The following is a 20,027-nucleotide window of genomic DNA, read 5'->3' on the forward strand; positions in this document are numbered from 1 at the left end:
AACGCGGTGTGAATGGCTGGCCTCCGACGCCCATCTTCCGGATCGACCGGCAGTCTAGGGGCGGGGCGGTAAAGAATCCATGTGCCGTCGGCAACAGTCCCGGCGAAAGCGACGATGCATCTCTACCGGCGGTGGTAGGGATGTCCTGATAAGATGGTCGACGCGCGGTAGAGTTGTTCCGCCAGCAGAATGCGCGCCAGTTGATGCGGCCAGGTCATCCGGCCGAGCGCGATGACCGCATCCGCGCGGCTCCGCAACTCGGGCAGGAGCCCGTCAGGGCCACCGATCAGAATGGCAAGGTCGCGCACCGGTTCGTCCCGCAGGGCGCCGAGCCGCGCGGCGAAGTCTTCCGAGCCGACCACCTGCCCGGTTTCGTCCAAAAGCATCAGCCGCGCCTTGTCCGGAACTGCGGCGATCAGCCGCTCGGCCTCGTCCGCCTTGCGGGCCGTGTCCTGCGCCAGGCGCGATTCCGGCAGCTCGACCAGCCCGGCATAATCCAGCCCGAGACTGCCGCCCGACTTGCGGAACCGGTCGATGTAACGCGCGGCCAGCTCCTGTTCGGGGCCGGCCTTCATGCGCCCGATCGCGGCGATGGTGATGCGCATGCCGGACGGATCAGTGCAGCTTGGGATCCTGGTCCGATGCGGACCACATCTTTTCGATGTTGTAGAAGGAGCGCACTTCCGGCCGGAAGATGTGGATGATGATGTCGCCGGTGTCGATCAGCACCCAGTCGCCATTGGTCAGGCCCTCGACCTTGGCCGGGCCGAAGCCCTGCTCCTTCAGGTCGCGCAGGAGATGGTCCGCCACGGCGCTGACATGGCGGTGGGACCGGCCGGAGGCGATCACCATATGATCGGCCAGAGCGGACTTGCCCTTGAGGTCGATCGAGACGATCTCTTCCGCCTTGGAATCATCGAGGCTGGCAAGAACGAGATCGATAGCGGTCCTGTCGACGGATGCGTCGTCGGACGGCGCTTCGGAAGCAACGTCGCGGACGTTCTTCGTTTCAGGCGCGGGGGTCAGTTTGTTGCTTCCTTCTGTCGTCAGAGGATGGATGGATTGTGTTCCATCTAACATATCATGTCCAGTTCTGCGTGCTTCAAGTCTTCGTCCGCGACCGGATGGCCGTGGACGACAGGATGGATCGGGGTCCGTGCAGGAACACCCAGGCCGGTGGGTCCATCAGCGGCAGGGCAGCCGCCAGATGTTCGGGAACACGGGCGCGCTCGAAGGCGCGCGCCATGGGAGAGGACAGGAGCGCCAGCGTGGAGCCAGGCCGGTCGATGACGGCCAGCGGCATCGCGCCGGCAATGCCGCGCCAGTCCTGCCAGCGATGGAAATTCGCCAGGCTGTCGGCGCCCATGATCCAGACGAAGCGCACGCCCGGCCGCCGCTGCCGCGCCAGCCGGACCGTGTCCGCCGAGTAGCGGATCGCCGCCGCGGCTTCGAAGGCCGTCACGTCGATGCGCGGGTCACGGGCCAGGGCAAGCGACTGGTCCAGGCGCTCGGCAAGCGGGCGCAGCGCGCCGTGATCCTTCAGGGGATTGCCGGGCGTGACCATCCACCACAGACGGTCGAGCCCGAGTCGCTTCAGCGCCGTCTGCGCAACGAGCAGATGGCCGCGATGCGGTGGATTGAACGATCCCCCGAACAGGCCGACCTTCAGCCCGGCCGTGGCCGGGGGCATGCGCAGCCGGGCCGGGTCCGGCTCGGCCTCCAGCGCCTGCAGCATCGCGTTCACGGCCGCGTCTGGCCGGTGCCGTGGACATGGTACTGGAAGCTCGTCAGCTGCTCCACGCCGACGGGTCCGCGTGCATGCATCTTGCCCGTGGCAATACCGATCTCCGCGCCCATGCCGAACTCACCGCCATCGGCGAACTGCGTGGAGGCATTGTGCAGGAGGATGGCCGAATCGATGGCATCGAAGAAGCGGCGCGCGACCGCGGGGTCCTGCGTGACGACGGCTTCCGTATGGTGGGACGAATGCGTGCCGATATGCTCGATCGCGCCCTCCACCCCGTCGACCAGCGCCACGGAGATGATCGCGTCGAGATACTCGGTGGAAAAATCCTCGTCGGTCGCGGGATGGGCCGAAGGCCAGGCCGCGCAGACCTCCGCGGTGCCGCGAATCTCGCAGCCCGCCGCCGCCAGCGCCGCCAGGATGGGCGCCAGATGCGTCGACGCCACGGCGCGGTCCACCAGAAGCGTCTCGGCCGCGCCGCAAATGCCGGTCCTGCGCATCTTGGCGTTGACGGCGATCTCGCGCGCCATGTCCAGATCCGCCTGCCCATCGATATAAAGGTGGCACAGGCCTTCCAGATGGGCAAAGACCGGTACGCGGGCCTCCGCCTGGACGCGCTCGACCAGGCTGCGCCCGCCGCGCGGCACGATGACGTCGATCGTCTGCCCCAGGCCCTTCAGCATTTCCCCGACGGCCGCGCGGTCGCGCGTCGGCACCAGGAGGATGGCGTCCTGCGGCAGTCCGGCCGCGGTGATCCCCGCCTGCAACGCCGCGTGAATGGCGCGGGAGGATGCCGCACTGTCCGAGCCGCCACGCAGAATGACGGCATTGCCGGCGGCAAGGCACAGGGCGCCGGCATCGGCCGTGACGTTGGGCCGGCTCTCATAGATGACGCCGATGACGCCGAGCGGTGTGCGCACGCGCTCGATGCGCAGGCCGTTGGGGCGGGTCCATGCGTCCATCACGGCGCCGACCGGGTCGGGCAGTTGCGCAATGGCCTCGACACCGCGGGCCATGGCCTCCACCCGCCCGGCATCGAGGGCGAGCCGGTCCAGAAGCGCGGCGCCGAGCCCGGCCTGTCGCGCGGCCTCCATATCCCCGGCATTGGCCGCCAGGATTGCGTCCGTCTGCGCGCGCAGCGCGGCCGCCATGCCCATCAGCGCGCGGTGCTTGGCGGCGGAATCGGCCGTGGCGAGCGCGCGTGCCGCGGAGCGTGCACGCCGCCCGAGCGCAAGCATGGCTTGCGCCATGTCCTCTCCGCCGCCTGCATCCTTTGCCAGGGCCGTATCGTCACGCATGGTCGCTCTCCCAATCCTGCGCCAGGTCCGCCGCCAGGCCTTCGGCACGGCGCGCCGGGCTCAGGACCAGATCGTCGCGATGGATCATCGCGGCCCGGGGCGCATAGCCCAGGATCCGTTCCACGTCGCTGCTGCGGCACCCGGCAATCGCCCGGGCATCGGCGGCGTCATAGGCCACGAGCCCGCGTGCGATCTCGCGGCCGCTCTCGTCCTCCACGCAGATCGTATCGCCGCGCGCGAAACTGCCATGCACGGCCCGCACGCCGGCGGGCAGGAGGCTGCGCCCGCGCGACAGGGCATCCACCGCCCCGGCATCGACGGTCAGGCGGCCGAGCGTGTTCAGATGCCCGGCGATCCAGCGCTTGCGCGAATTGACAGCGCTGCCCGCCGGGGCGAAAAAGGTCGCGCGTTCGCCGGCCTCGATGGCGGCCAGCGGGCTCATCCGGTTGCCGGCGGTCACGATCATCGCGGCGCCCGCGCCCGTCGCGATCTTGCCGGCATCGATCTTGGTCTTCATCCCCCCGCGTGACAGATGCGAGGCGGCCGCCCCGGCCATGGCCTCGATCTGCGGCGTGATGGCCGCCACATGCGCAATATGCACCGCATCGGGGTTGTGGGCGGGCGGGGCCGTGTAGAGCCCGTCAATGTCGGACAGAAGGATCAACAGATCGGCCGACATCATCGTGGCGACGCGCGCGGCGAGCCGGTCATTGTCGCCGTAGCGGATCTCGGCCGTCGCCACCGTGTCGTTCTCGTTGATCACGGGGATGGCGCCGAAGGAGAGGAGCGTTCCGATGGTGGCCCGCGCATTCAGATAGCGGCGCCGCTCCTCCGTATCGCCGAGCGTCAGGAGGATCTGTCCGGCCTCCAGCCCATGCACGCCGAGCACTTCGGAATAGACGCGCGCCAGAACGATCTGGCCGACGGCCGCGGCCGCCTGGCTTTCATCGAGGCGCAGGGGCTTGGGCTGCAGTTTCAGGACGCTGCGGCCCAGCGCGATCGCGCCGGACGATACGAGCATGATCTCGTGCCCAGCCTTGGCCAGGCGCGCGACATCCGCCGCGAGCGATTCCAGCCAGGCGCGGCGCAAGCCGGTCTCGCGATCCACAAGCAGCGCGGAGCCGATCTTGACGACAATGCGTCGATAGGGCGCAAGCGTCTGCGCGGTCATCTGCGCCAATCCTCCTCGCTCATGTCATGGCCGAAGCGGGAACGGTCTTCCCGCGCCTGTTCGGCGCCGTCCTCATCGGCGAAGCGGTCGATCTGGCGGCGCAGCAGGCGCAGCGCCTCCGGCAGTCCCTCGCGGCTGACCGCCGAAAGGGCCAGGACCCGGTGGCCGACCTCGGCCTCCAGCGCGGCCAGCTTCTCGGCCCGCGCTTCGAGCGAAAGCGCGTCGATCTGCGACAAAGCGACGATTTCGGGCTTGTCGGTCAGGCCGCCTTCGTAGAGTTCCAGCTCGCGCCGCACCGTGCGATAGGCATGGGCGACATCCTCCTCGGTGCCGGAGACGAGATGCAGGAGCACGCGCGTGCGCTCAACATGGCCGAGGAAGCGGTCGCCGATGCCGACACCTTCATGCGCGCCTTCGATCAGGCCCGGAATGTCGGCGATGATGAACTCGACGCTGTCGACGGTCGCCACGCCCAGATTGGGATGCAGCGTCGTGAAGGGATAATCGGCAATCTTCGGCCGCGCCGCCGTGACGGAGGCGAGGAAGGTGGACTTTCCGGCATTGGGCAGGCCGACCAGTCCCGCATCGGCAATCAGCTTCAGCTGCAGCCAGAGCGTCAGCTCCTCGCCCGGCAGGCCGGGATTGGCGCGGCGCGGCGCCTGATTGACCGAGGATTTGAACTGCGCATTGCCGAAGCCGCCATTGCCACCGGCCGCGATCCGGTAGACCTCGCCGACCTGCGTCAGGTCGCAGATCAGCGTCTCGCCATCCTCGGCGAAGACCTGCGTGCCGACGGGGACCTTCAGCGTCACGTCCGCGCCCTTGCCGCCGGTGCGGTTGCGGCCCATGCCGTGCATGCCGGTCTTGGCCCGGAAATGCTGCTGGTAGCGATAGTCGATCAGCGTGTTGAGGCCCGATACGGCCTCCACGAAGACGTCGCCGCCGCGGCCGCCATCGCCGCCGTCCGGTCCACCGAACTCGATGAACTTCTCACGGCGAAACGACACCGAGCCGGCGCCGCCATCGCCCGAGCGAACATAGACCTTGGCCCTGTCGAGAAATTTCATCGGATCAAGCGTGCCTTTATCTTTTCTGTCGCCGGCCGGTCGTGCCGGCCCGGCGCTGCGCCTTCTCCATAGCGCAGACGACCCTGTCTTTGCACGCCCCGCCGCCATCGGCGGGGCGTTTACCATCAGACCGCGCGATCCAACTCCCCGGCCGGGACCTTGGTCGTATCCATGGCCCAGGACTTGAGCGACAGCCAGCAGCGCCGGTCCATCCTGTAGCTTTCGCTGGAAACGCGGCCGGCCAGGCTGGAAATATCCATGCCCACGCCCTGGTAGTGGAAACCGCACTTGTGAATGACCCGGCGGGAGGCGCCGTTGATGACGCGGCACCGCACTTCCAGCGCCTCGGCCGCCAACTCCCCGAAGGCGTAGTCGATCACGCTGTGGGCCGCCTCCGTGGCGTAACCCTGGTTCCAGTAGGCGCGTCCCACCCAGTAGCCGAGTTCGAGCGCGTCGCTGTCGTTCTTCTCGCGCAGCGAGATGAGGCCAATGAAAGCGCCGTCCGCCTCGCGGATCATGCCGAAGATCAGCTCGTGGCGGCTCGTCTCCAGGAAGTTCTGCGCGTCCGCCAGCCCGTAAGGGTAGGGGATACGCGCGGTCATTTCCGCAATGTGCCGGTCATTCGCAAGCCGGGCGATGACGGGCGCATCCTCCATCGCGACTTCGCGCAGGATCAACCGGCGCGTGCGTATCGGACTGAGCTCTTCCTCGACCCATAAATCATCCGTAGGCATCGGGGTTCTCTTTTTCGACCAAAGGAAACGGGGAGATGGCGCCCCATCTCCCCGTCTCATTCGCCTTACCCGAACCTGTTCGGTCAAAGCGCCGGGTCGAAGGGACGCCGGCGCTTGGAAGCCAGCGTCACTCGGCGGCTTCGGCGTTCGGCATAATGGAAATGTAGGTGCGACCTTGGGCCTTGGTCGTGAAGTTCACGACGCCATCGGCGGTGGCGAAGAGGGTATGGTCGCGGCCGATGCCGACATTGGTGCCCGGATGCCAGCGCGTGCCGCGCTGACGTACGAGGATGTTGCCAGCCACCACGCGCTCGCCACCGAATTTCTTGACGCCGAGGCGTTTGGACTCGGAGTCGCGACCGTTGCGGGAAGAACCGCCTGCCTTTTTATGTGCCATTGCTCAGTCTCCTGATCTGTCTCTCTGCAAGGACCGGATCCCGTAAGGGGCCGCACGATCCTGCCATTGAATTCCGTTGGTGGCCCATAGGGCCGGTCGTCCGGGTCTGCCTGCGACAGCCCCGGGCGTCTCTGCCAGCCTTTATCAGGCCTCGTCGCCCTCGGCGTCCTTTTTCTTGGTCGCGCGCGGCTTCTTCGGCGCGGCCTCGGCATCCGTGCCCGCCTCGGCCTTCGGCTTGGTTGCGCGCTTCGGCTTCTCAGCCTCTGCGGCGGTGTCGGTCGCCGTGGCGGCAGCCTGTTCCTTCTTGGCCGGCGCCTTGCCGTCCGTCAGGATCTCGTTGATGCGGATCAGCGTCAGCTCCTGGCGATGGCCGCGCTTGCGCTTCGAATTCTGGCGGCGGCGCTTCTTGAAGGAGATAACCTTCGCACCGCGGGTCTGCTCGACGATCTCCGCCACCACGCTGGCGCCGGCCACGAAGGGCGCGCCGATGGAGGTGCCGACCATCAGGACCTCGGAGAAGGACACGCTGTCACCGGCATTGCCGGCCACGCGCTCGATCTCGAATTCGTCGTTGGCTGCAACGCGATACTGCTTGCCGCCCGTCTTGATCACTGCGAACATATCAATTCAACCTTTACGGGATCGACTCTCGGCAAGGGGCCGGGTCGTCTTCTTGTGGTTCTTAAGCGAGGCTCCGTCGTCCAGCCCTTTCGGGCAGGCCGCGAGACCGCGCGTTGCATACCGCATTCCCCCCGCGCGCGTCAATCGCACCGCACCCACGCGGCACCCTCTTCCACCGCCCGACCATTTTGCCCCTTGTGCCGTGCCCCAAAGCTTTGATATGGACCCCTCGCGCCGCAAGGCCGCAACCACGTTAAGTCCGGTTTCACCGGCGGCCGGAGAGGTGGCAGAGTGGTTGAATGCACCGCACTCGAAATGCGGCATGCCTGCAAGGGCATCGGGGGTTCAAATCCCTCCCTCTCCGCCATATCGACCCATATTCCCAATGGCTGAACAGCAGTTTACCCCACGCCCCCATCAGATCGAGGCGCGCGATTCCATCCTTGCAGCCAGAGTGAGCGGGCGGCCCGGTTTTCTGCTGGGGGATCTGACGGGGTTGGGAAAGACGCTGTCGGCGTGGAGCGCTATCAGCGCGATGCAGGACCCGGAGGTGCTGGTCATCTGCCCGAAGGGCGCGATCCCACAGTGGCAACGCACGATCGCCGGCTCGCCGGCCACGGGCAAGGCCATCACCATCACGAACTTCGAGAAGACGAAGTCCCTGATGGCGCCCCCGGGCACCAGCACGAAGCGCTCGACCAGAGCGAAGAACAACGAGCTCGCCAAGCTCGGGACCTTGAAGCGGAGCTGGCCGCTGGTGGTGATCGACGAGAGCCACCGCATCCGCAACCCGTCATCGCAGCAGGGGCTCGTGTGCCGGCATCTGGCCGCCGCGTCCGACTTCACGATCTATATGAGCGCCACGGCCGGGCAATCTCCGCACGAGTTGTCCTATCTCGGCAGGCTTCTCGCCTTTGCGACCGGAGGGCGCACCGGCGACATGGCCGAGTTCCGCGCGCTGATGAAGCGCCTGAAGATCGGCCGGCCCCGCGGACGGTGGAAGAACTGGAGCTGGGAGCCGAACGAAGTCGATCGGGACGTTATGTCCGGGCTCCTGTATCGCGGAGAGAATGCGATCGGCCTGCGCCGGCGGCCCGAACAGATCGCCGGCTGGCCGGAAGTGCAGCGGGAACTGGCGCCTGTGGCCCTGGATGCCGAGGCCAGACGGCTCTACGATTCCACATGGCGCGAGTTCCGGCGCGAGCTGGGCCTTGCCGGCGGGTCGACCCGCAGGCCGACGGGCTGGGCGGCGGACCTGCGCTTTCGGCAGAAGGCCAGCCTGATCCGCGTAAAGGGCACCGCCGATTTCGTCTGTGATCTTCTGGAGGTCGGCCAGCAGGTGGCGATCTCCGTCGCCTTCCTCGAGACCAGCGCGATCCTGGCCGACAGCCTTCGCGGGCGGGGGTGGAGCGTCGGTGAAATCAACGGAAACAATGCCGGCGATGCCAATGAAGACACGCGTATCGCGTTCCAGACGGGGCGGCTCGATGCCGTCATCTTCACGGTGACGGAATCGATCTCCCTGCACTGCGGGGAGATGGATGGCGGCGACCGGGAGCGCTCCCTCGTCGTGCACGACATGCGCCACAGCGCGATCCAGTTGCAGCAGATCGAGGGGCGCTGTCACCGCGACGGGCAGCGCGCCGTGATCTACTACACCTTCGCCGAAGGAACGGTCGAGGAACGCATCGCCGCAATCGTCATCGCCCGGATGGCGTCGATGGACGGAATGGCGGGGGATGATACGGCGCTGCTCGACGCGATCGCCCAAGAGCTCCAGTTCGCCGCCTGAGGAACAGGCAGTGCCGATCCAAGGACTATAGCGCGCCCTGCGTCAGCCCCGGCGCTTCCCCCGCCGGTTCGTCCACATCCTCGAGGCGCGTCACGCTCACATCCTGGCTCTGGAACTGGCCGTGCCCGAAGATGGTCATGAAGGAGATGTCTGTCGCATCGCGGCCGACGGCGATCCGGACCAGGCCTTCGGTCGGCGCCAGCCCGCTGGCGTCCACCAGGCGCCATCGGCCGTCCAGCCACACGTCGACGACGGCGTGGAAGTCCGGCGGGTTCAGCTGCCAGGCATAGGCGGAGACGAGGCGGGCGGGGATGCCAGCGGCGCGGGCAAGCGCGGCCATGACATGGGCGTAGTCGCGGCAGACGCCCCTGCGGGCGACGAAGGTGTCGACGGCACTCGTCTTCTCGGTGCTGGAGCCGATCCGATAGTCGACATGCTCGTGGATCCATGTCGCCATCGCCTCGACCAGGGCGCCGCCCTCGAGGCCGCCGAACTCCCGTTCGACGAAGGAGGTGAAGAGGTCCGACTGACAGAAGCGGCTGGGCCAGAGATAGGGGATGACGTCTGCGGGAAGCTCGCTGCGCGGGGTGATCGGAACTCCCAGAAGCGACTCGTTCCTGCGTTCGACGACGAAGGTGCCCCGATAATGCGCATGGAACGCGCCGCTCGCCCGGACCCAGGTCCGACGGCCGATCCCGTCATCTCCGGGGATGGTGCGCATCGCTTCCTGCGTGTTGACGGTCAGCCGATCGTCAAGAAGCCGCTGCTCCTTCGTCGGTGCGGCTTCGATCGCCAGGAGGATGTCAGCGGATTCGGGGATCCAGTATTGAAGGTTTGCTTCGACGGACAAACGCACGGAGGAGGGTCCTGTTCTCACCAGTCCCGAACAGAAGCCGGGCTTACGGGTCCTTCGCTAGGTATCAAAGGCCGGGGCCGTCCGATACGGGCCAACTGCCGCAGTGCAATAAATTCGAGCTTTCGCCCATCGTGGGTGGATCGAATTCCTCTATGCTCTGTTCTTGTGAGCCAGGTGGCGATCCGCGAGCCTGAAGGCTCCCGACAGGCGAGCCATGAAAGTCGTTCCTATGCGCTCCGAGTCTCTTAGATTCCTGCAAGACCTCGTCAAAGCCCATTCGCCGAGCGGCTACGAACAGCCGGCGGCCTCAGTCTACCGGGCCTATGCCGGGCCGTTCGCCGATCGGGTGACGACAGATGTGAGCGGCAACGTCACCGCCGTCCTGAACCCCGATGCCACGATGCGCATCATGCTGGCCGGACATCTCGACGAAATCGGCTTCATGGTTCACCACATCAGCGACGAGGGCCTTCTCTACTTCAGTCCCATCGGCGGGCACGACAGTGTGGTGCCGGTCGGCCAGCTCGTCTGGGTGCATGGCGCGGAGCGCATCGCCGGCGTCATCGGGCGCAAGGCGATTCACCTCATCGATCCCGAGGAGCGCAAGAAGAAGCCGGAAATGTACGACCTCTGGATCGACATCGGCGCTTCCTCACGCGCCGAGGCCGAGGCGGTCGTGGAGGTCGGCGATATCGCGACCTACCAGTATGAGTTCCAGTCCCTGCTCGGCGGTCGGGCCAGCGCACGCGGCTTCGACAACAAGGCCGGCTGCTTCATCGTTGCCGAAGCGCTGCGCCTCCTGAAGGAGGAGGGCGGGCTGCACCCCGATGTCGGCGTCTACGCGGTGGCGACCGTTCAGGAAGAGATCGGCTCGCGCGGCGCCAGGACCGCCGCCTACGAGATCGGTGCGCAAACGGGGCTTGCCGTCGATATGAGCCACTCGGTCGATTACCCGGGCGTCAGCAAGGCACGCTATGGACAGCTCGATCTCGGCAAGGGGCCGAGCGTCACCCGGGGCGCCAACGTCAACCCGGTCGTGTTCCGTCTGTTGCAGGACGCGGCCAAAGAGATCGGGATCGCCACGCAGGTGATCGGAGCGCCTTCTGTGACGCCGACAGATGCCGGCGCCATGCAGATCAACCGCTCCGGCATGGCGACAGGGCTCCTGGGCGTGCCCTTGCGCTACATGCACACGCCCTGCGAGGTCGTCAGCCTGGACGATGTCGCGAACTGCGCGCGCCTGATGGCGCAGTATTGTCGCAAGGTGCGCCCGGATACCGACTTCACGCCGCTCTAGAGACCTTCTTCGGGCGGCGCGTCCAGCCTTGCGGGGTCGCATCGGAAGGTGCGTCTTCCGCGCTTGTAGGCGGCGACCACGGTGGGGAGTTCGGCGAGCGCACTGATCGCGTCCGGCGCATCGAGGATGACGAAGTCGGCCGCCGCGCCGACCTCGAGGCCATAGGTTTCGAGCCGCATCAGCCGGGCGGGGAGGCGCGTGACGAGATCGAGGCAAAGCTCGAATCCCTCCGGCCTCACATGCATGGCGTTGGCGTAGAGCTGGGCCATGCGCAAAAGCGAGCCGTCGCCGAAGGGCGTGAAGGGGTTCAGGACGTTGTTCGTGGCGAGGGACGCCAGGACGCCGTGCTCCGCAAAGAGCCGATGCACCGGCGCAATGCCGCGGGGAATGTCGGCGCGCCGGTCGCGACCGGTGAGGTAGAGGTCAGTCGCCGGAAGGGCGGTGACGGCGACGCCGGCATCGGCCAGCGCCGTGGCCGCGCGCAGGAAGCCATCCTCGTCCATGGCCGAGAGCTTGGTGACGTGGCCGATCGCGACGCGCCCTTGCCAAGCGTGACGCGTGGCCTGGCGGCAGATGTCGAAGAGCAGTGCGCCGTGAGGGTCGAGGTCGAAGTCGAGATGGAGATCGAGGTCGAGGTCGCGCTCGACCGCGATGGCGAAGAGGCGCTCGATCTGGGCCTGCGGGTCGGTGTCCGTATAGGGGCAGCCACCGAGGAGGTCGGCGCCGGCATCGAGCGCGCGCAAAAGCAGCGCCTCCGTTCCTGGATCGTTGGTCAGCCCCTCCTGCGGGAAGACGCAGACGGACAGATCGATCGCGAAGGCATATCGGCGCTTGAGCTCCAGCATGGCCTCGAAAGAGACAAGCCCGACGCGCGGATCCACCTCGACATGGGTGCGCATATGGGTGGTGCCCTTCAGGATCGCCTTTTCCAGCGTGCGTGCACCCCGGGCATAGACATCTTCTGACGTAAAGCCCCGCTTGGCCGCCGAGACGGCCGCAATGGCGCCCTTCAGCCCGCCCACCCCGCCACAGGCGCAGCCCATCAGGCAGGATTTGTCGAGATGAACGTGGCTGTCGACGAAACCGGGCATGACGAGACGCCCCTCCGCCTCTTCCACGCATCGGTCGGCGGCGATGCCGGGCTGTGTCACATGCGGCGTTATGCTGGCGATCCGTCCCGCCGTGACGGCAATGTCGTACCGTCGCGTCCGACCCGGCAGAGTCGCACCCCGCACTATGAGATCGTGCTGCACCATCGCCCTGTCCCGCACTTGTGGTAAGAGAGTGCATACAGTAACTGCATTCCATTGCTATGAAAATGTCGGAGCAACACGGATGCAGGATCGTGACCTCGACGCGGTGAAGGCGTATCTCGATGCCACCATGGCGCAGGACCCCCTGCGCGCCGCTCGCTACATCGCCCCAGGCTTCAAGGTGCGCTTTACGGGCGGGCGCGCCTATGACGCTCCGGACGGTCCGACCGGCTTCAACGCCGCACGCTACAAGTGGGTCAAGAAGCGCATCCTGCGCTATGACGTGATGCCGGCCGACACGGACGGAACGGTGATCTACAGCCTCGGCTATCTCTATGGGGAATGGCCGGACGGCACGCCCTTCGACAACAACCGCTATGTCGACCGCTTCGTGGTCAAGGACGGGCTGATCCTGGAAACGGATGTCTGGAACGACAGTGCCGAATGGATCCTCGATCCCGCCTGCCAGACAGCCGTCGAGACGGCCCGCAAGGGCTGACCGCCGTCAGCCCTTCGCAGCGCGCCCCGTTGGCGCGGCGGCGTAGGGCGCAAGGATACTCATGAGATCGCGCGCGGGCGAACCGGGCGCCTGCAGGAGTGCGCGTTCGGCAACTGCGTCGAGGTGATGGGCCATCAGGTCCGCGGCCTTGCCGGCATCTCCCGCCACCAGCGCGTCGATCAGCGCATGGTGCTCGTTCACCGCGCATTCGGAGGAATGCGGCCGTCCGAAGGACGACAGCGACAATCCGGCCCGGTAACTGATCTCCGACACATAGCGGATGAGCGTCGGTTTGCCGGTCATCTCGGCCAGCCGGACATGAAACTCCGTGGCGAGCCGGATCGCATTGCCCGTCGCACCGCCACGCGCAGCATCCTCCTCGGCCACCATGGCGCGCAACTCGGCCACCTGCGCGGCGGTCAGGCGTCCGGCCAGATGGCGCATGACGAGCCGCTCCAGCTCCACGCGGATGTCGAAAATATCGCGCGCGTCCTCGAAAGACGGTGTCGCGACCACGGCGATGCGGTTGCGGCGAAGGTCCACCAGCCCCTCCGCCGCGAGTTGGCCGAGCGCATGGCGCGCGATGGTCCGGCTGACGCCGAAGCGCTCGCCCAGCGCATCTTCCGGCAGACGGTCACCCGGCAAAAGCGCCCGCTCGATCACCGCGCGGCGGATCGCCTGGCAGATCACCCGTGTCCGGTCGCTGCCCCTGTCGTCCGCCCACTTGTCCGCCGCGCTTCTGTCAGCCGCGCCCATATGCTCCGTCGCCCCGTCGACCGTTCCGCGGCCAAGGATTAGTCGCGCGCCCTGCATCACGCAATGGCGCGCAGCGCGTGTCATTTCAGCACTGTGCACAATCACTGAGCACGGGGCGAGGGACCGCGTGGCCATGTTCGGCGCTTCGGAAGACGTCGGCCTGTGGGCTGCGGCCCATCACCCCGTCTGGCACGTCGATTGCATGCACTTTTATGCAGGAAAGCATGCAGATTGGACGCTCAATGTCGGAACAGATTTTGCAGAGGCCCGCTGCCACCGCAGTCGACGGGGGCGGACCGAACGCGATCGAACTGTCACGCGCGGGCGTCGCCTTCGGCAACGGGCCTGACCGGGTGACGGCGCTTCGCCCGACGGATTTCCGGATCTCGAAGGGCGAATTCGTCGCACTGGTGGGCCCGTCGGGTTGCGGCAAGTCCACCATCCTGAAGCTGGCGAGCGGGCTCCTGACCCCGTCCGAGGGCGTCGTGCTTGTCGGCGGCCGCGAGGTCGGCGCCAAGGCGCTGCGCATCGGCATGGCATTCCAGAACCCCACTATGCTGCCGTGGTTGACCATCGAGCGCAACGTCATGCTGCCGCTGAAGATTGTGCAGCCCTTCCGCTCCGAGTTCCGCGCCAAGCGCAATGGTGCGTTCCGCGAGCGGGTGCACGCGCTCCTGGAAGAGGTCGGGCTGGCGCGGTTCGCCGGCCACTACCCCTGGCAGCTTTCGGGCGGCATGCTCCAGCGCGCCAATCTGTGCCGGGCGCTCGTGCACGAGCCGCGGCTCCTTTTGCTCGACGAGCCGTTCGGCGCGCTCGACCAGTTCACGCGCGAGGAATTGTGGGGCGCCCTTCAGTCCCTCTGGATGAAGCTCAAGCCGACCGTGCTTCTCGTGACGCACGATCTGAAGGAAGCCGGTTTCCTCGCCTCGCGCATCTGCGTGATGAGCGCGCGGCCGGGGCGCATCGTCGATGACAGTCCGGTCGACTTTGCGCGTCCACGCACCGTGCCAATGACGTTCGAGCCGGACTTCGTCGCCCTGAACCAGCGCCTGCGCGCGCAGATCGAAGAGGCGCGCACAGGCCTTACCGTAGGAGCGGAACGATGAGCTACGAGATCCGCCGCCGCCTCTCGGCCGCCCTCCTGATCCTCGGCTTCTTCCTGGCATGGGAGGTGTCGTGCATCCTCCTCGACGTGTCGGACCTCGTCCTGCCGAGTCCGAGCCAGGTGCTGGCGACGCTCGTCGAGCGCTTCCCCGTCCTGTGGCCGCATATCGTGCAGACGGTCACCACCACCATGATCGGCTTTGCGCTCGGCGTGGCGGTCGGCGTTGCGATCGGGGCCTGTATCGGCGTTTCGCGCACCGCCTACGATACCGCCTATCCGTTGCTGATCGGCTTTTCCTCGATCCCCAAGGTGGCGGTGGTGCCGATTTTCGTTCTCTGGTTCGGCGCCGGCACGGTGCCTGCGGTGCTCACCGCGCTTGCCATGTGCTTCTTTCCCATCGTCGTCAACATCGCCACGGGCCTCGCCACCACCGAGCCGGAACTCGAGGATGTGTTGAAGGCTCTCGGGGCGAGCAAACTCGACATCCTCTGGAATGTCGGCCTGCCGCGTACCATGCCGTTCTTCTTCGCCTCTTTGAAAATCGCCGTCACCTTCGCCTTCGTCGGCACGGTGCTGGCGGAAACCGTCGCCTCGAACCGGGGCATCGGCAATGTCATGATGAGCGCTTCGTCGAACTTCGACGTGCCGCTCGTCTTCGCCGGCCTCTTCATCCTCGCGACGCTGGGCGTGCTTCTCTACGTCCTGTTCTCCCTCATCGAGGGCCGCGTCGCAGGCTGGGCCACCCGCCGCACCGACGTGCGGCAACGGCCTGATCGCCTGACACTCCCGCATTCCATCAACCTGAAGGATTGATCCACATGCGCAAGACCGGCCTCTCTGCCCTCTCCCTCACGCTCCTGATCTCTGGCACGGCGCTCGCCGACACGGATATCCGCTTCACTCTAGGCTGGAAGACGCAAGGGTCGGACGCGGCCATGCTCCTGGCGCTCGACAAGGGCTATTTCGAAGAAGAGGGGCTAAACGTCACGATCGACCAGGGCGAGGGTTCGGGCGCCACGGTCACGCGCATCATGTCCGGGACCTACGATGCGGGCTTCGGAGACATCAACGCCATCATCCAGAATGCCGCCACCCGCCCGGACGAGGCGCCGGTGATGGTCTACAATATGTGGAGCAAGCCGCCCTTCACCATCGTCTCCAAGAAGGAGACCGGAATCCAGACGCCCGCCGATCTCGAGGGCAAGACGCTCGGCGGGGCGCAGGGCACGCCGACGACACGGCTCCTGCCGGTCCTCACGCGGTTCAACGATGTCGACCTTGCAACGGTCGGCGTCGACAACATGGCGCCGAATCTGCAGGAGCCGATGCTGATCCGCGGCGATATCGATGGCGCGCTCGTCTTCAACATCACCAGCCACTTCAACCTTTTGCAGAACCGCCAGGATCCGGAGGCGGACTTCAACTGGCTGAACTTCGGGGAATACGGGCTGGACCTCTACTCCAACGGCGTCATGGTCTCTCAGTCGATGATCCGCGACAATCCCGATGCGGTTCGGGGGCTCGTGCGGGCGATCAACCGCGCGGCGGTGGAAATCGGCCTCGATCAGGAGGCCGGCGGCGACGCGGTCATCGCCTATGACAATCTTGCCAAGCGCGATATCGAGATGCAGCGCCTGCGCTACGCTTAGGAGAAGCTCATCGTCTCGGACGAGAATGAGAGGCTCGGCATGGGCGATCTCGACGATGCGCGCCTGACCCGGGGTATCGGGATCGTCGTCGAAGGCTACGACCTTCCGACGACGCCGGAAGCCTCTGCGGTCTTCAACCGTGCATTCCTGCCGCCGCTGGCCGAGCGCGCGCTCGTGTACAAGACCAAGTAACAAAGGCGGCGGCCAGCAAGATGCAACCGGGCGGCGAGGCGCTATCGCGCACAGGAATGGTGACGAGCCCGGACCTGCGCGCAAGCCAGGCGGGGCGCCATGTCCTTGCCGCCGGCGGGAATGCCGTGGAGGCGGTGGTGGCGGCCGGCGCCGTGCTGGCCGTCACCAATCCGCATTTCTGCGGGCTCGGGGGCGATGCCGTCTGGCTCCTTGCGGACGGGGAGGGGCGGCGTGACTGCCTGCTCGGCATCGGGCAGGCGGCCGGCGCGTTGCCGGCCTATCCGGACGGCATTCCGACGCGCGGCCCCTTGTCAGCACTCACCAGCGCCTGCCTCGTCGACAGTTGGGAAACGGCGCTCGACCTTTCCCGCAAGAGCTGGGGCGGCACGGGCATGCTGTCCGACCTTCTTGAGCCGGCGGTGCGGCTGGCGGCGGATGGCTTCCCCTTGACGGGTTCGCAGGCCTGGTGGCGCAAGTTTCGCGCGGGGTCTGCCGAAGACTGGCCCGGCTTCCTGCCGCTCTTCGCGGCGGATCGGGCGGGCGAGCCCTTCCGCCAGCCGCAACTGGCCAGGTCCTTTCAGCGCATCCAGCGGTATGGCGCGCGCGAGTTTTACGAGGGAGCACTCGCCGCCGACATAGCACGCGGCCTGGCGGCGGCAGGCTCGCCGCTGCGCGTCACCGACCTGCGGGCGGCGCGCACGCGACACGCCGAGCCCGTTTCGCTCGACTATCGCGGCACCACGCTTCTCGCCCCGCCGCCGCCGACCCAAGGCGTCACCACGCTGGCGATCATGGGCATCCTGGCACGTTGCGATCTGCAGCCGCTCGTTCCGGGCGGACCGGAGCATCTGCACCACCTTGTCGAGGCGGTGAAGCGGGCCTTCCTCGACCGGCCGGGCATCGCCGACCCGGATGTCGTGGCGCAGCACACGGAAGAATGGTTGAGCGCCGCCCGGCTCGATGCTCACGCCGCCGCGATCGAGCCGGAGCGCGCAATGGCTTGGCCGCATCGCTTCCGGAGCGGCGATACGGTCTTTCTTGCAGCCTGCGATGCGCAGGGGCGCTGCGCCAGCGTTCTGCAGAGCCTCTATTTCGACTGGGGCAGCGGCGTGGTGGCGGGAGACACCGGCATCCTGTGGCAGAACCGGGGTGCTGCCTTTTCCACCGAGGCAGGCGATCCCAATTGCCTTGCGCCGGGCAAGCGACCTTTCTACACGCTCAATCCCGGGATCGGCCTTCGAGAGGGCCGTCCATCGCTCCTCTACGGTACGCAAGGGGCCGACGGCCAGCCGCAGACGTTGTCGCTCGTCCTCTCCAATCTCCTCGATTTCGGCCTGTCGCCTGCGCAGGCGCTGGCCGCGCCCCGCTTTCTGCTCGGACGAACCTTCTCCGACACGCGGGACAGCCTCAAGCTGGAGGAGTCTGCGGGGGAGGCGACCATTGCGCAATTGTCACGCCGGGGCCACGAACTCGCGGTGATCCCGCATTTCAGTCCGCTCGCAGGCCAGGCGGGGGTCATCGCGATCGGGGCAGACGGGACGATGCGGGGCGCCCACGATCCGCGCAGCGATGGCGCGGCCCTTGGTCTGTGATGCGGATTCGGCAGTGTCTCATGGCGGAAAGACTTCCGCCTCCCATCTCCGAAGGCCTTCGACGATCTCCATCCTGCATGCGCGGAAATGGGCGACCTTCGCCGGCACATGGCGGGTCAGTAAGCAGGTATCGCCGCGCCGGTATGCAGCTTAGCGCTCGTGAACCAGCACTTCTGCCTGTCGTCGGCGGGCCGCGAATTGGTCTTGTTTCGGCCTGACATCATGATCGTTCGCGTGAAGCCGTTCGAGACGGAACTCTCAACCCGCTTCATGCCGAGCAGATGATCGTAGTAAAATGGCAATCATCGGTTATCACCGAATGTCGGCAGAAACCCAAGCTCGTCATTCACGGCTTTCGGGGCGGACCGGGCCGCCTTCAAATCACCGATGTCCATGCCCACGGTGCGCGCCGCGATCAGCGCCTTTTCGAGTTGGCAGGTCGGCTTCCCGGCCTCCAGCTCGACGATGAAGCGCTCGCCCGTGCCGGATCGCTCTGCCAGTTCGGTCTGCGTCCAGCCGAGCGCCTTGCGTTTCTGTCGAATGGCCTGGCCGAAGTCGCGGGCGCTCTTGAACATGCAATATCTCCCTACAGAAACTTACCGTACAGGAAGCTTAACATCATAACAAGCTATGGCTTACCGATCGGGATGAAAGACATGGATTATGCCTGAAGCATCCCGATCGGTAAGACCCTGCTTCGGCCGGGTAGGGTTTGGGCCGTCTACAAGACATTCAGCACCAGCCAGGGCACCGCGTCAGAACTCAGCAGGGCGGCGGATACAGACGGGAGAGTGCCTGCAAGATCACCGACTGGGCATGGGTGAAGGGCGGCATCGCTTCACCGGACGGATCGATCTCATCGTTGACGGCATTGATCAGAGCCAGCAGATGCTCGTCGTCCATCTTGGCTTTACCGCAGATCATCTTCTGCTCGACGAGGGCATGCTGCATCTGGACGATGTCGGTCGCATATTCCACGAACGCATCGACTTCGGCCTGCGTGGGCGACATGGGCCAGTCGAGGAAAAGCTTGATCAAGCCTCCATTGCGAACGTGCGAGGACATGAACTCGTCATAGGTACGGAAGCGCTCGGTCGCTGCGCGCCGCTGGATGAGACCCTCCTGCGTGTCGTAAGGGGCTGTGACTTTGACGGAAAGATACCAGTGAGACGCGAAATAGGCGGACACCATCAGGACGGCCACGACCATGGCCGCGAAAGCTTTCCACCAGTCCTTCCGGGTCGGCGCAGGGGCGGACTCGTGGCCGAAGAGTGCGAGCGTGCGAAGACTGCCCGGCCTGTCGCCGGCAAGACGGTCCCACTGCTCGGCCGCGCGCGCCTTGCGCTTGTCGGCGCCCTTCCGGATCATCTGCATCGCCTGCGCATCGGGATGCGCGACCACTTCGCAATCGTCGCCTCCGGACGGCTGATCGACGAAGTGCCCCGCGGCGCAAACCCAGGCGGTTCGTGCCAAGGTTTCGGCCTTCAAGCGCGTATCGGGTTCCATGTCGCCGTCGCGGGCGGCTTCCAGCGCGGAGACCGCGGCGATCTGTACGGCCATCCTGGGAAAGGCCGCCCGCCGCTCGCGAAGCACCACAGGTTCCCCGTCACCGCTGAGATCCGTGACGTGTCGGATATAGGCAATGCAATAGGAGAGGTTGCCGCCGGCCGCACCGATGCGCTCAAGATGGTCGAGGGCCTCCGCCCTGGTCCGTTCCACCCGTTCATCTGACTTGGTCATGTGCTTCCCGGCTAAGGGCGAATGCGAAGGCGCAACTGCAGCCACGTGCCGATCGCGTGATCGAACCGCCTTCAAGGTCGATTGATGGAATGTCGACGATGGACCGCATAGGGCCCTGCGCTCAGCGATGTGCCGCTATGGCGAGGAACGGCCCAGCATTGCAGTTGTGCTCGAAGACGTCGCAGCCAGGCGCGCAACATAGGAATGCCGATCCGAAGAGCATATTGCGCATAGGCGATACATGGCGAGCAACTTCATAAGTGT

22 protein-coding genes and 1 tRNA gene are annotated in these 20,027 nt (G+C 66.3%); 9 read left to right on the forward strand and 14 right to left on the reverse strand.

What is annotated here, in order from left to right; all coding sequences use genetic code 11:
* Window positions 1–122: 122 nt before the first annotated feature.
* The 9 genes from rlmH to rplU all read right to left on the reverse strand — a co-directional run bounded on the left by rlmH (window position 123) and on the right by rplU (window position 7,032).
* A complete protein-coding gene (gene rlmH / locus AUL30_RS05910; protein ID WP_062226945.1) occupies window positions 123–605 on the reverse strand; it encodes a 23S rRNA (pseudouridine(1915)-N(3))-methyltransferase RlmH in 483 nt (160 codons plus the stop codon).
* Window positions 606–615: 10 nt separating this feature from the next.
* Window positions 616–1,080 carry a ribosome silencing factor gene (rsfS, locus tag AUL30_RS05915; RefSeq protein WP_083507702.1) on the reverse strand — a complete coding sequence of 155 codons (465 nt, stop codon included), beginning with the start codon at window positions 1,078–1,080 and terminating at the stop codon, window positions 616–618.
* Window positions 1,081–1,102: 22 nt separating this feature from the next.
* Window positions 1,103–1,735, reverse strand: coding sequence for a nicotinate-nucleotide adenylyltransferase (locus AUL30_RS05920; RefSeq protein ID WP_407638267.1), 633 nt, complete (start codon window positions 1,733–1,735; stop codon window positions 1,103–1,105).
* A 5-nt stretch (window positions 1,736–1,740) separates the two neighbouring features.
* Window positions 1,741–3,042 carry a glutamate-5-semialdehyde dehydrogenase gene (locus AUL30_RS05925; protein ID WP_062226946.1) on the reverse strand — a complete coding sequence of 434 codons (1,302 nt, stop codon included), beginning with the start codon at window positions 3,040–3,042 and terminating at the stop codon, window positions 1,741–1,743.
* Window positions 3,035–4,213, reverse strand: a complete 1,179-nt coding sequence (gene proB, locus AUL30_RS05930; RefSeq protein WP_062226947.1) for a glutamate 5-kinase — start codon at window positions 4,211–4,213, stop codon at window positions 3,035–3,037. Before proB ends, AUL30_RS05925 begins: the two co-directional genes overlap by 8 nt.
* Window positions 4,210–5,280 (reverse strand): GTPase ObgE, encoded by a 1,071-nt coding sequence (gene obgE / locus AUL30_RS05935; RefSeq protein ID WP_062226948.1) that lies wholly within the window; start codon window positions 5,278–5,280, stop codon window positions 4,210–4,212. Before obgE ends, proB begins: the two co-directional genes overlap by 4 nt.
* Window positions 5,281–5,405: 125 nt before the next feature.
* Window positions 5,406–6,014, reverse strand: coding sequence for a GNAT family N-acetyltransferase (locus tag AUL30_RS05940; RefSeq protein ID WP_062226949.1), 609 nt, complete (start codon window positions 6,012–6,014; stop codon window positions 5,406–5,408).
* A gap of 127 nt (window positions 6,015–6,141) precedes the next feature.
* Window positions 6,142–6,411 (reverse strand): 50S ribosomal protein L27, encoded by a 270-nt coding sequence (rpmA, locus tag AUL30_RS05945; protein WP_062226950.1) that lies wholly within the window; start codon window positions 6,409–6,411, stop codon window positions 6,142–6,144.
* Between the two features lie 144 nt (window positions 6,412–6,555).
* Entirely contained in the window at window positions 6,556–7,032 is a 477-nt protein-coding gene (gene rplU, locus AUL30_RS05950) for a 50S ribosomal protein L21 (RefSeq protein ID WP_062226951.1), read from the reverse strand.
* A gap of 277 nt (window positions 7,033–7,309) precedes the next feature.
* On the opposite strand from rplU, the gene AUL30_RS05955 reads away from it, so the two are divergent.
* A tRNA-Ser gene (locus AUL30_RS05955) sits at window positions 7,310–7,399 on the forward strand.
* A gap of 18 nt (window positions 7,400–7,417) precedes the next feature.
* Window positions 7,418–8,824, forward strand: a complete 1,407-nt coding sequence (locus AUL30_RS05960) for an SNF2-related protein (RefSeq protein ID WP_062226952.1) — start codon at window positions 7,418–7,420, stop codon at window positions 8,822–8,824.
* A gap of 25 nt (window positions 8,825–8,849) precedes the next feature.
* Here AUL30_RS05960 and AUL30_RS05965 read toward each other — a convergent pair whose 3' ends face one another.
* The gene (locus tag AUL30_RS05965; RefSeq protein ID WP_062226953.1) at window positions 8,850–9,680 is read right to left on the reverse strand and encodes a transglutaminase-like domain-containing protein; all 831 of its coding nucleotides are present in this window, start codon (window positions 9,678–9,680) and stop codon (window positions 8,850–8,852) included.
* A gap of 214 nt (window positions 9,681–9,894) precedes the next feature.
* On the opposite strand from AUL30_RS05965, the gene AUL30_RS05970 reads away from it, so the two are divergent.
* Window positions 9,895–10,977 (forward strand): M42 family metallopeptidase, encoded by a 1,083-nt coding sequence (locus AUL30_RS05970; protein ID WP_244490721.1) that lies wholly within the window; start codon window positions 9,895–9,897, stop codon window positions 10,975–10,977.
* On the opposite strand, the gene AUL30_RS05975 is transcribed toward AUL30_RS05970, so the two are convergent.
* Entirely contained in the window at window positions 10,974–12,233 is a 1,260-nt protein-coding gene (locus AUL30_RS05975) for an amidohydrolase family protein (RefSeq protein ID WP_062226955.1), read from the reverse strand. The genes AUL30_RS05970 and AUL30_RS05975 overlap by 4 nt on opposite strands.
* A gap of 79 nt (window positions 12,234–12,312) precedes the next feature.
* On the opposite strand from AUL30_RS05975, the gene AUL30_RS05980 reads away from it, so the two are divergent.
* Complete coding sequence (locus AUL30_RS05980; RefSeq protein WP_062226956.1) at window positions 12,313–12,729, forward strand: nuclear transport factor 2-like protein; 417 nt, start codon at window positions 12,313–12,315, stop codon at window positions 12,727–12,729.
* Between the two features lie 6 nt (window positions 12,730–12,735).
* Here AUL30_RS05980 and AUL30_RS05985 read toward each other — a convergent pair whose 3' ends face one another.
* The gene (locus AUL30_RS05985) at window positions 12,736–13,485 is read right to left on the reverse strand and encodes a GntR family transcriptional regulator (RefSeq protein WP_062227055.1); all 750 of its coding nucleotides are present in this window, start codon (window positions 13,483–13,485) and stop codon (window positions 12,736–12,738) included.
* 242 nt (window positions 13,486–13,727) lie between these two features.
* Here AUL30_RS05985 and AUL30_RS05990 point away from each other — a divergent pair, with 242 nt between their 5' ends.
* Genes AUL30_RS05990 through AUL30_RS06005 form a run of 5 tightly spaced genes read left to right on the forward strand, consistent with a single transcriptional unit; the run spans window position 13,728 to window position 18,023 of the window.
* Window positions 13,728–14,591 carry an ABC transporter ATP-binding protein gene (locus AUL30_RS05990; protein WP_062226957.1) on the forward strand — a complete coding sequence of 288 codons (864 nt, stop codon included), beginning with the start codon at window positions 13,728–13,730 and terminating at the stop codon, window positions 14,589–14,591.
* Window positions 14,588–15,403 (forward strand): ABC transporter permease, encoded by an 816-nt coding sequence (locus tag AUL30_RS05995; protein WP_062226958.1) that lies wholly within the window; start codon window positions 14,588–14,590, stop codon window positions 15,401–15,403. The genes AUL30_RS05990 and AUL30_RS05995 overlap by 4 nt, the downstream gene beginning before the upstream one ends.
* A 5-nt stretch (window positions 15,404–15,408) precedes the next feature.
* A complete protein-coding gene (locus AUL30_RS06000) occupies window positions 15,409–16,239 on the forward strand; it encodes an ABC transporter substrate-binding protein (protein WP_407638264.1) in 831 nt (276 codons plus the stop codon).
* Window positions 16,240–16,278: 39 nt separating this feature from the next.
* Complete coding sequence (locus AUL30_RS20270) at window positions 16,279–16,431, forward strand: hypothetical protein (RefSeq protein WP_407638265.1); 153 nt, start codon at window positions 16,279–16,281, stop codon at window positions 16,429–16,431.
* A 56-nt stretch (window positions 16,432–16,487) separates the two neighbouring features.
* Window positions 16,488–18,023, forward strand: coding sequence for a gamma-glutamyltransferase family protein (locus tag AUL30_RS06005; RefSeq protein WP_062226959.1), 1,536 nt, complete (start codon window positions 16,488–16,490; stop codon window positions 18,021–18,023).
* A gap of 302 nt (window positions 18,024–18,325) precedes the next feature.
* On the opposite strand, the gene AUL30_RS06015 is transcribed toward AUL30_RS06005, so the two are convergent.
* A complete protein-coding gene (locus AUL30_RS06015) occupies window positions 18,326–18,598 on the reverse strand; it encodes a helix-turn-helix domain-containing protein (RefSeq protein WP_062226961.1) in 273 nt (90 codons plus the stop codon).
* A gap of 187 nt (window positions 18,599–18,785) precedes the next feature.
* The gene (locus AUL30_RS06020; protein ID WP_062226962.1) at window positions 18,786–19,763 is read right to left on the reverse strand and encodes a hypothetical protein; all 978 of its coding nucleotides are present in this window, start codon (window positions 19,761–19,763) and stop codon (window positions 18,786–18,788) included.
* Window positions 19,764–20,027 lie beyond the last annotated feature (264 nt).

The organism is Aureimonas frigidaquae (assembly GCF_001463905.1).
Classification (GTDB): domain Bacteria; phylum Pseudomonadota; class Alphaproteobacteria; order Rhizobiales; family Rhizobiaceae; genus Aureimonas; species Aureimonas frigidaquae.

Excerpts from the sequence above, each read along its gene's own strand:
- rlmH (WP_062226945.1), bottom strand. The coding sequence starts at position 605 with ATGCGCATCACCATCGCCGCGATCGGGCGCATGAAGGCCGGCCCCGAA.
- rsfS (WP_083507702.1), bottom strand. The coding sequence starts at position 1,080 with ATGTTAGATGGAACACAATCCATCCATCCTCTGACGACAGAAGGAAGC.
- AUL30_RS05920 (WP_407638267.1), bottom strand. The coding sequence starts at position 1,735 with ATGCTGCAGGCGCTGGAGGCCGAGCCGGACCCGGCCCGGCTGCGCATG.
- AUL30_RS05925 (WP_062226946.1), bottom strand. The coding sequence starts at position 3,042 with ATGCGTGACGATACGGCCCTGGCAAAGGATGCAGGCGGCGGAGAGGAC.
- proB (WP_062226947.1), bottom strand. The coding sequence starts at position 4,213 with ATGACCGCGCAGACGCTTGCGCCCTATCGACGCATTGTCGTCAAGATC.
- obgE (WP_062226948.1), bottom strand. The coding sequence starts at position 5,280 with ATGAAATTTCTCGACAGGGCCAAGGTCTATGTTCGCTCGGGCGATGGC.
- AUL30_RS05940 (WP_062226949.1), bottom strand. The coding sequence starts at position 6,014 with ATGCCTACGGATGATTTATGGGTCGAGGAAGAGCTCAGTCCGATACGC.
- rpmA (WP_062226950.1), bottom strand. The coding sequence starts at position 6,411 with ATGGCACATAAAAAGGCAGGCGGTTCTTCCCGCAACGGTCGCGACTCC.
- rplU (WP_062226951.1), bottom strand. The coding sequence starts at position 7,032 with ATGTTCGCAGTGATCAAGACGGGCGGCAAGCAGTATCGCGTTGCAGCC.
- AUL30_RS05960 (WP_062226952.1), top strand. The coding sequence starts at position 7,418 with ATGGCTGAACAGCAGTTTACCCCACGCCCCCATCAGATCGAGGCGCGC.
- AUL30_RS05970 (WP_244490721.1), top strand. The coding sequence starts at position 9,895 with ATGAAAGTCGTTCCTATGCGCTCCGAGTCTCTTAGATTCCTGCAAGAC.
- AUL30_RS05975 (WP_062226955.1), bottom strand. The coding sequence starts at position 12,233 with ATGGTGCAGCACGATCTCATAGTGCGGGGTGCGACTCTGCCGGGTCGG.
- AUL30_RS05980 (WP_062226956.1), top strand. The coding sequence starts at position 12,313 with ATGCAGGATCGTGACCTCGACGCGGTGAAGGCGTATCTCGATGCCACC.
- AUL30_RS05985 (WP_062227055.1), bottom strand. The coding sequence starts at position 13,485 with ATGGGCGCGGCTGACAGAAGCGCGGCGGACAAGTGGGCGGACGACAGG.
- AUL30_RS05990 (WP_062226957.1), top strand. The coding sequence starts at position 13,728 with ATGTCGGAACAGATTTTGCAGAGGCCCGCTGCCACCGCAGTCGACGGG.
- AUL30_RS05995 (WP_062226958.1), top strand. The coding sequence starts at position 14,588 with ATGAGCTACGAGATCCGCCGCCGCCTCTCGGCCGCCCTCCTGATCCTC.
- AUL30_RS06000 (WP_407638264.1), top strand. The coding sequence starts at position 15,409 with ATGCGCAAGACCGGCCTCTCTGCCCTCTCCCTCACGCTCCTGATCTCT.
- AUL30_RS20270 (WP_407638265.1), top strand. The coding sequence starts at position 16,279 with ATGGGCGATCTCGACGATGCGCGCCTGACCCGGGGTATCGGGATCGTC.
- AUL30_RS06005 (WP_062226959.1), top strand. The coding sequence starts at position 16,488 with ATGGTGACGAGCCCGGACCTGCGCGCAAGCCAGGCGGGGCGCCATGTC.
- AUL30_RS06015 (WP_062226961.1), bottom strand. The coding sequence starts at position 18,598 with ATGTTCAAGAGCGCCCGCGACTTCGGCCAGGCCATTCGACAGAAACGC.
- AUL30_RS06020 (WP_062226962.1), bottom strand. The coding sequence starts at position 19,763 with ATGACCAAGTCAGATGAACGGGTGGAACGGACCAGGGCGGAGGCCCTC.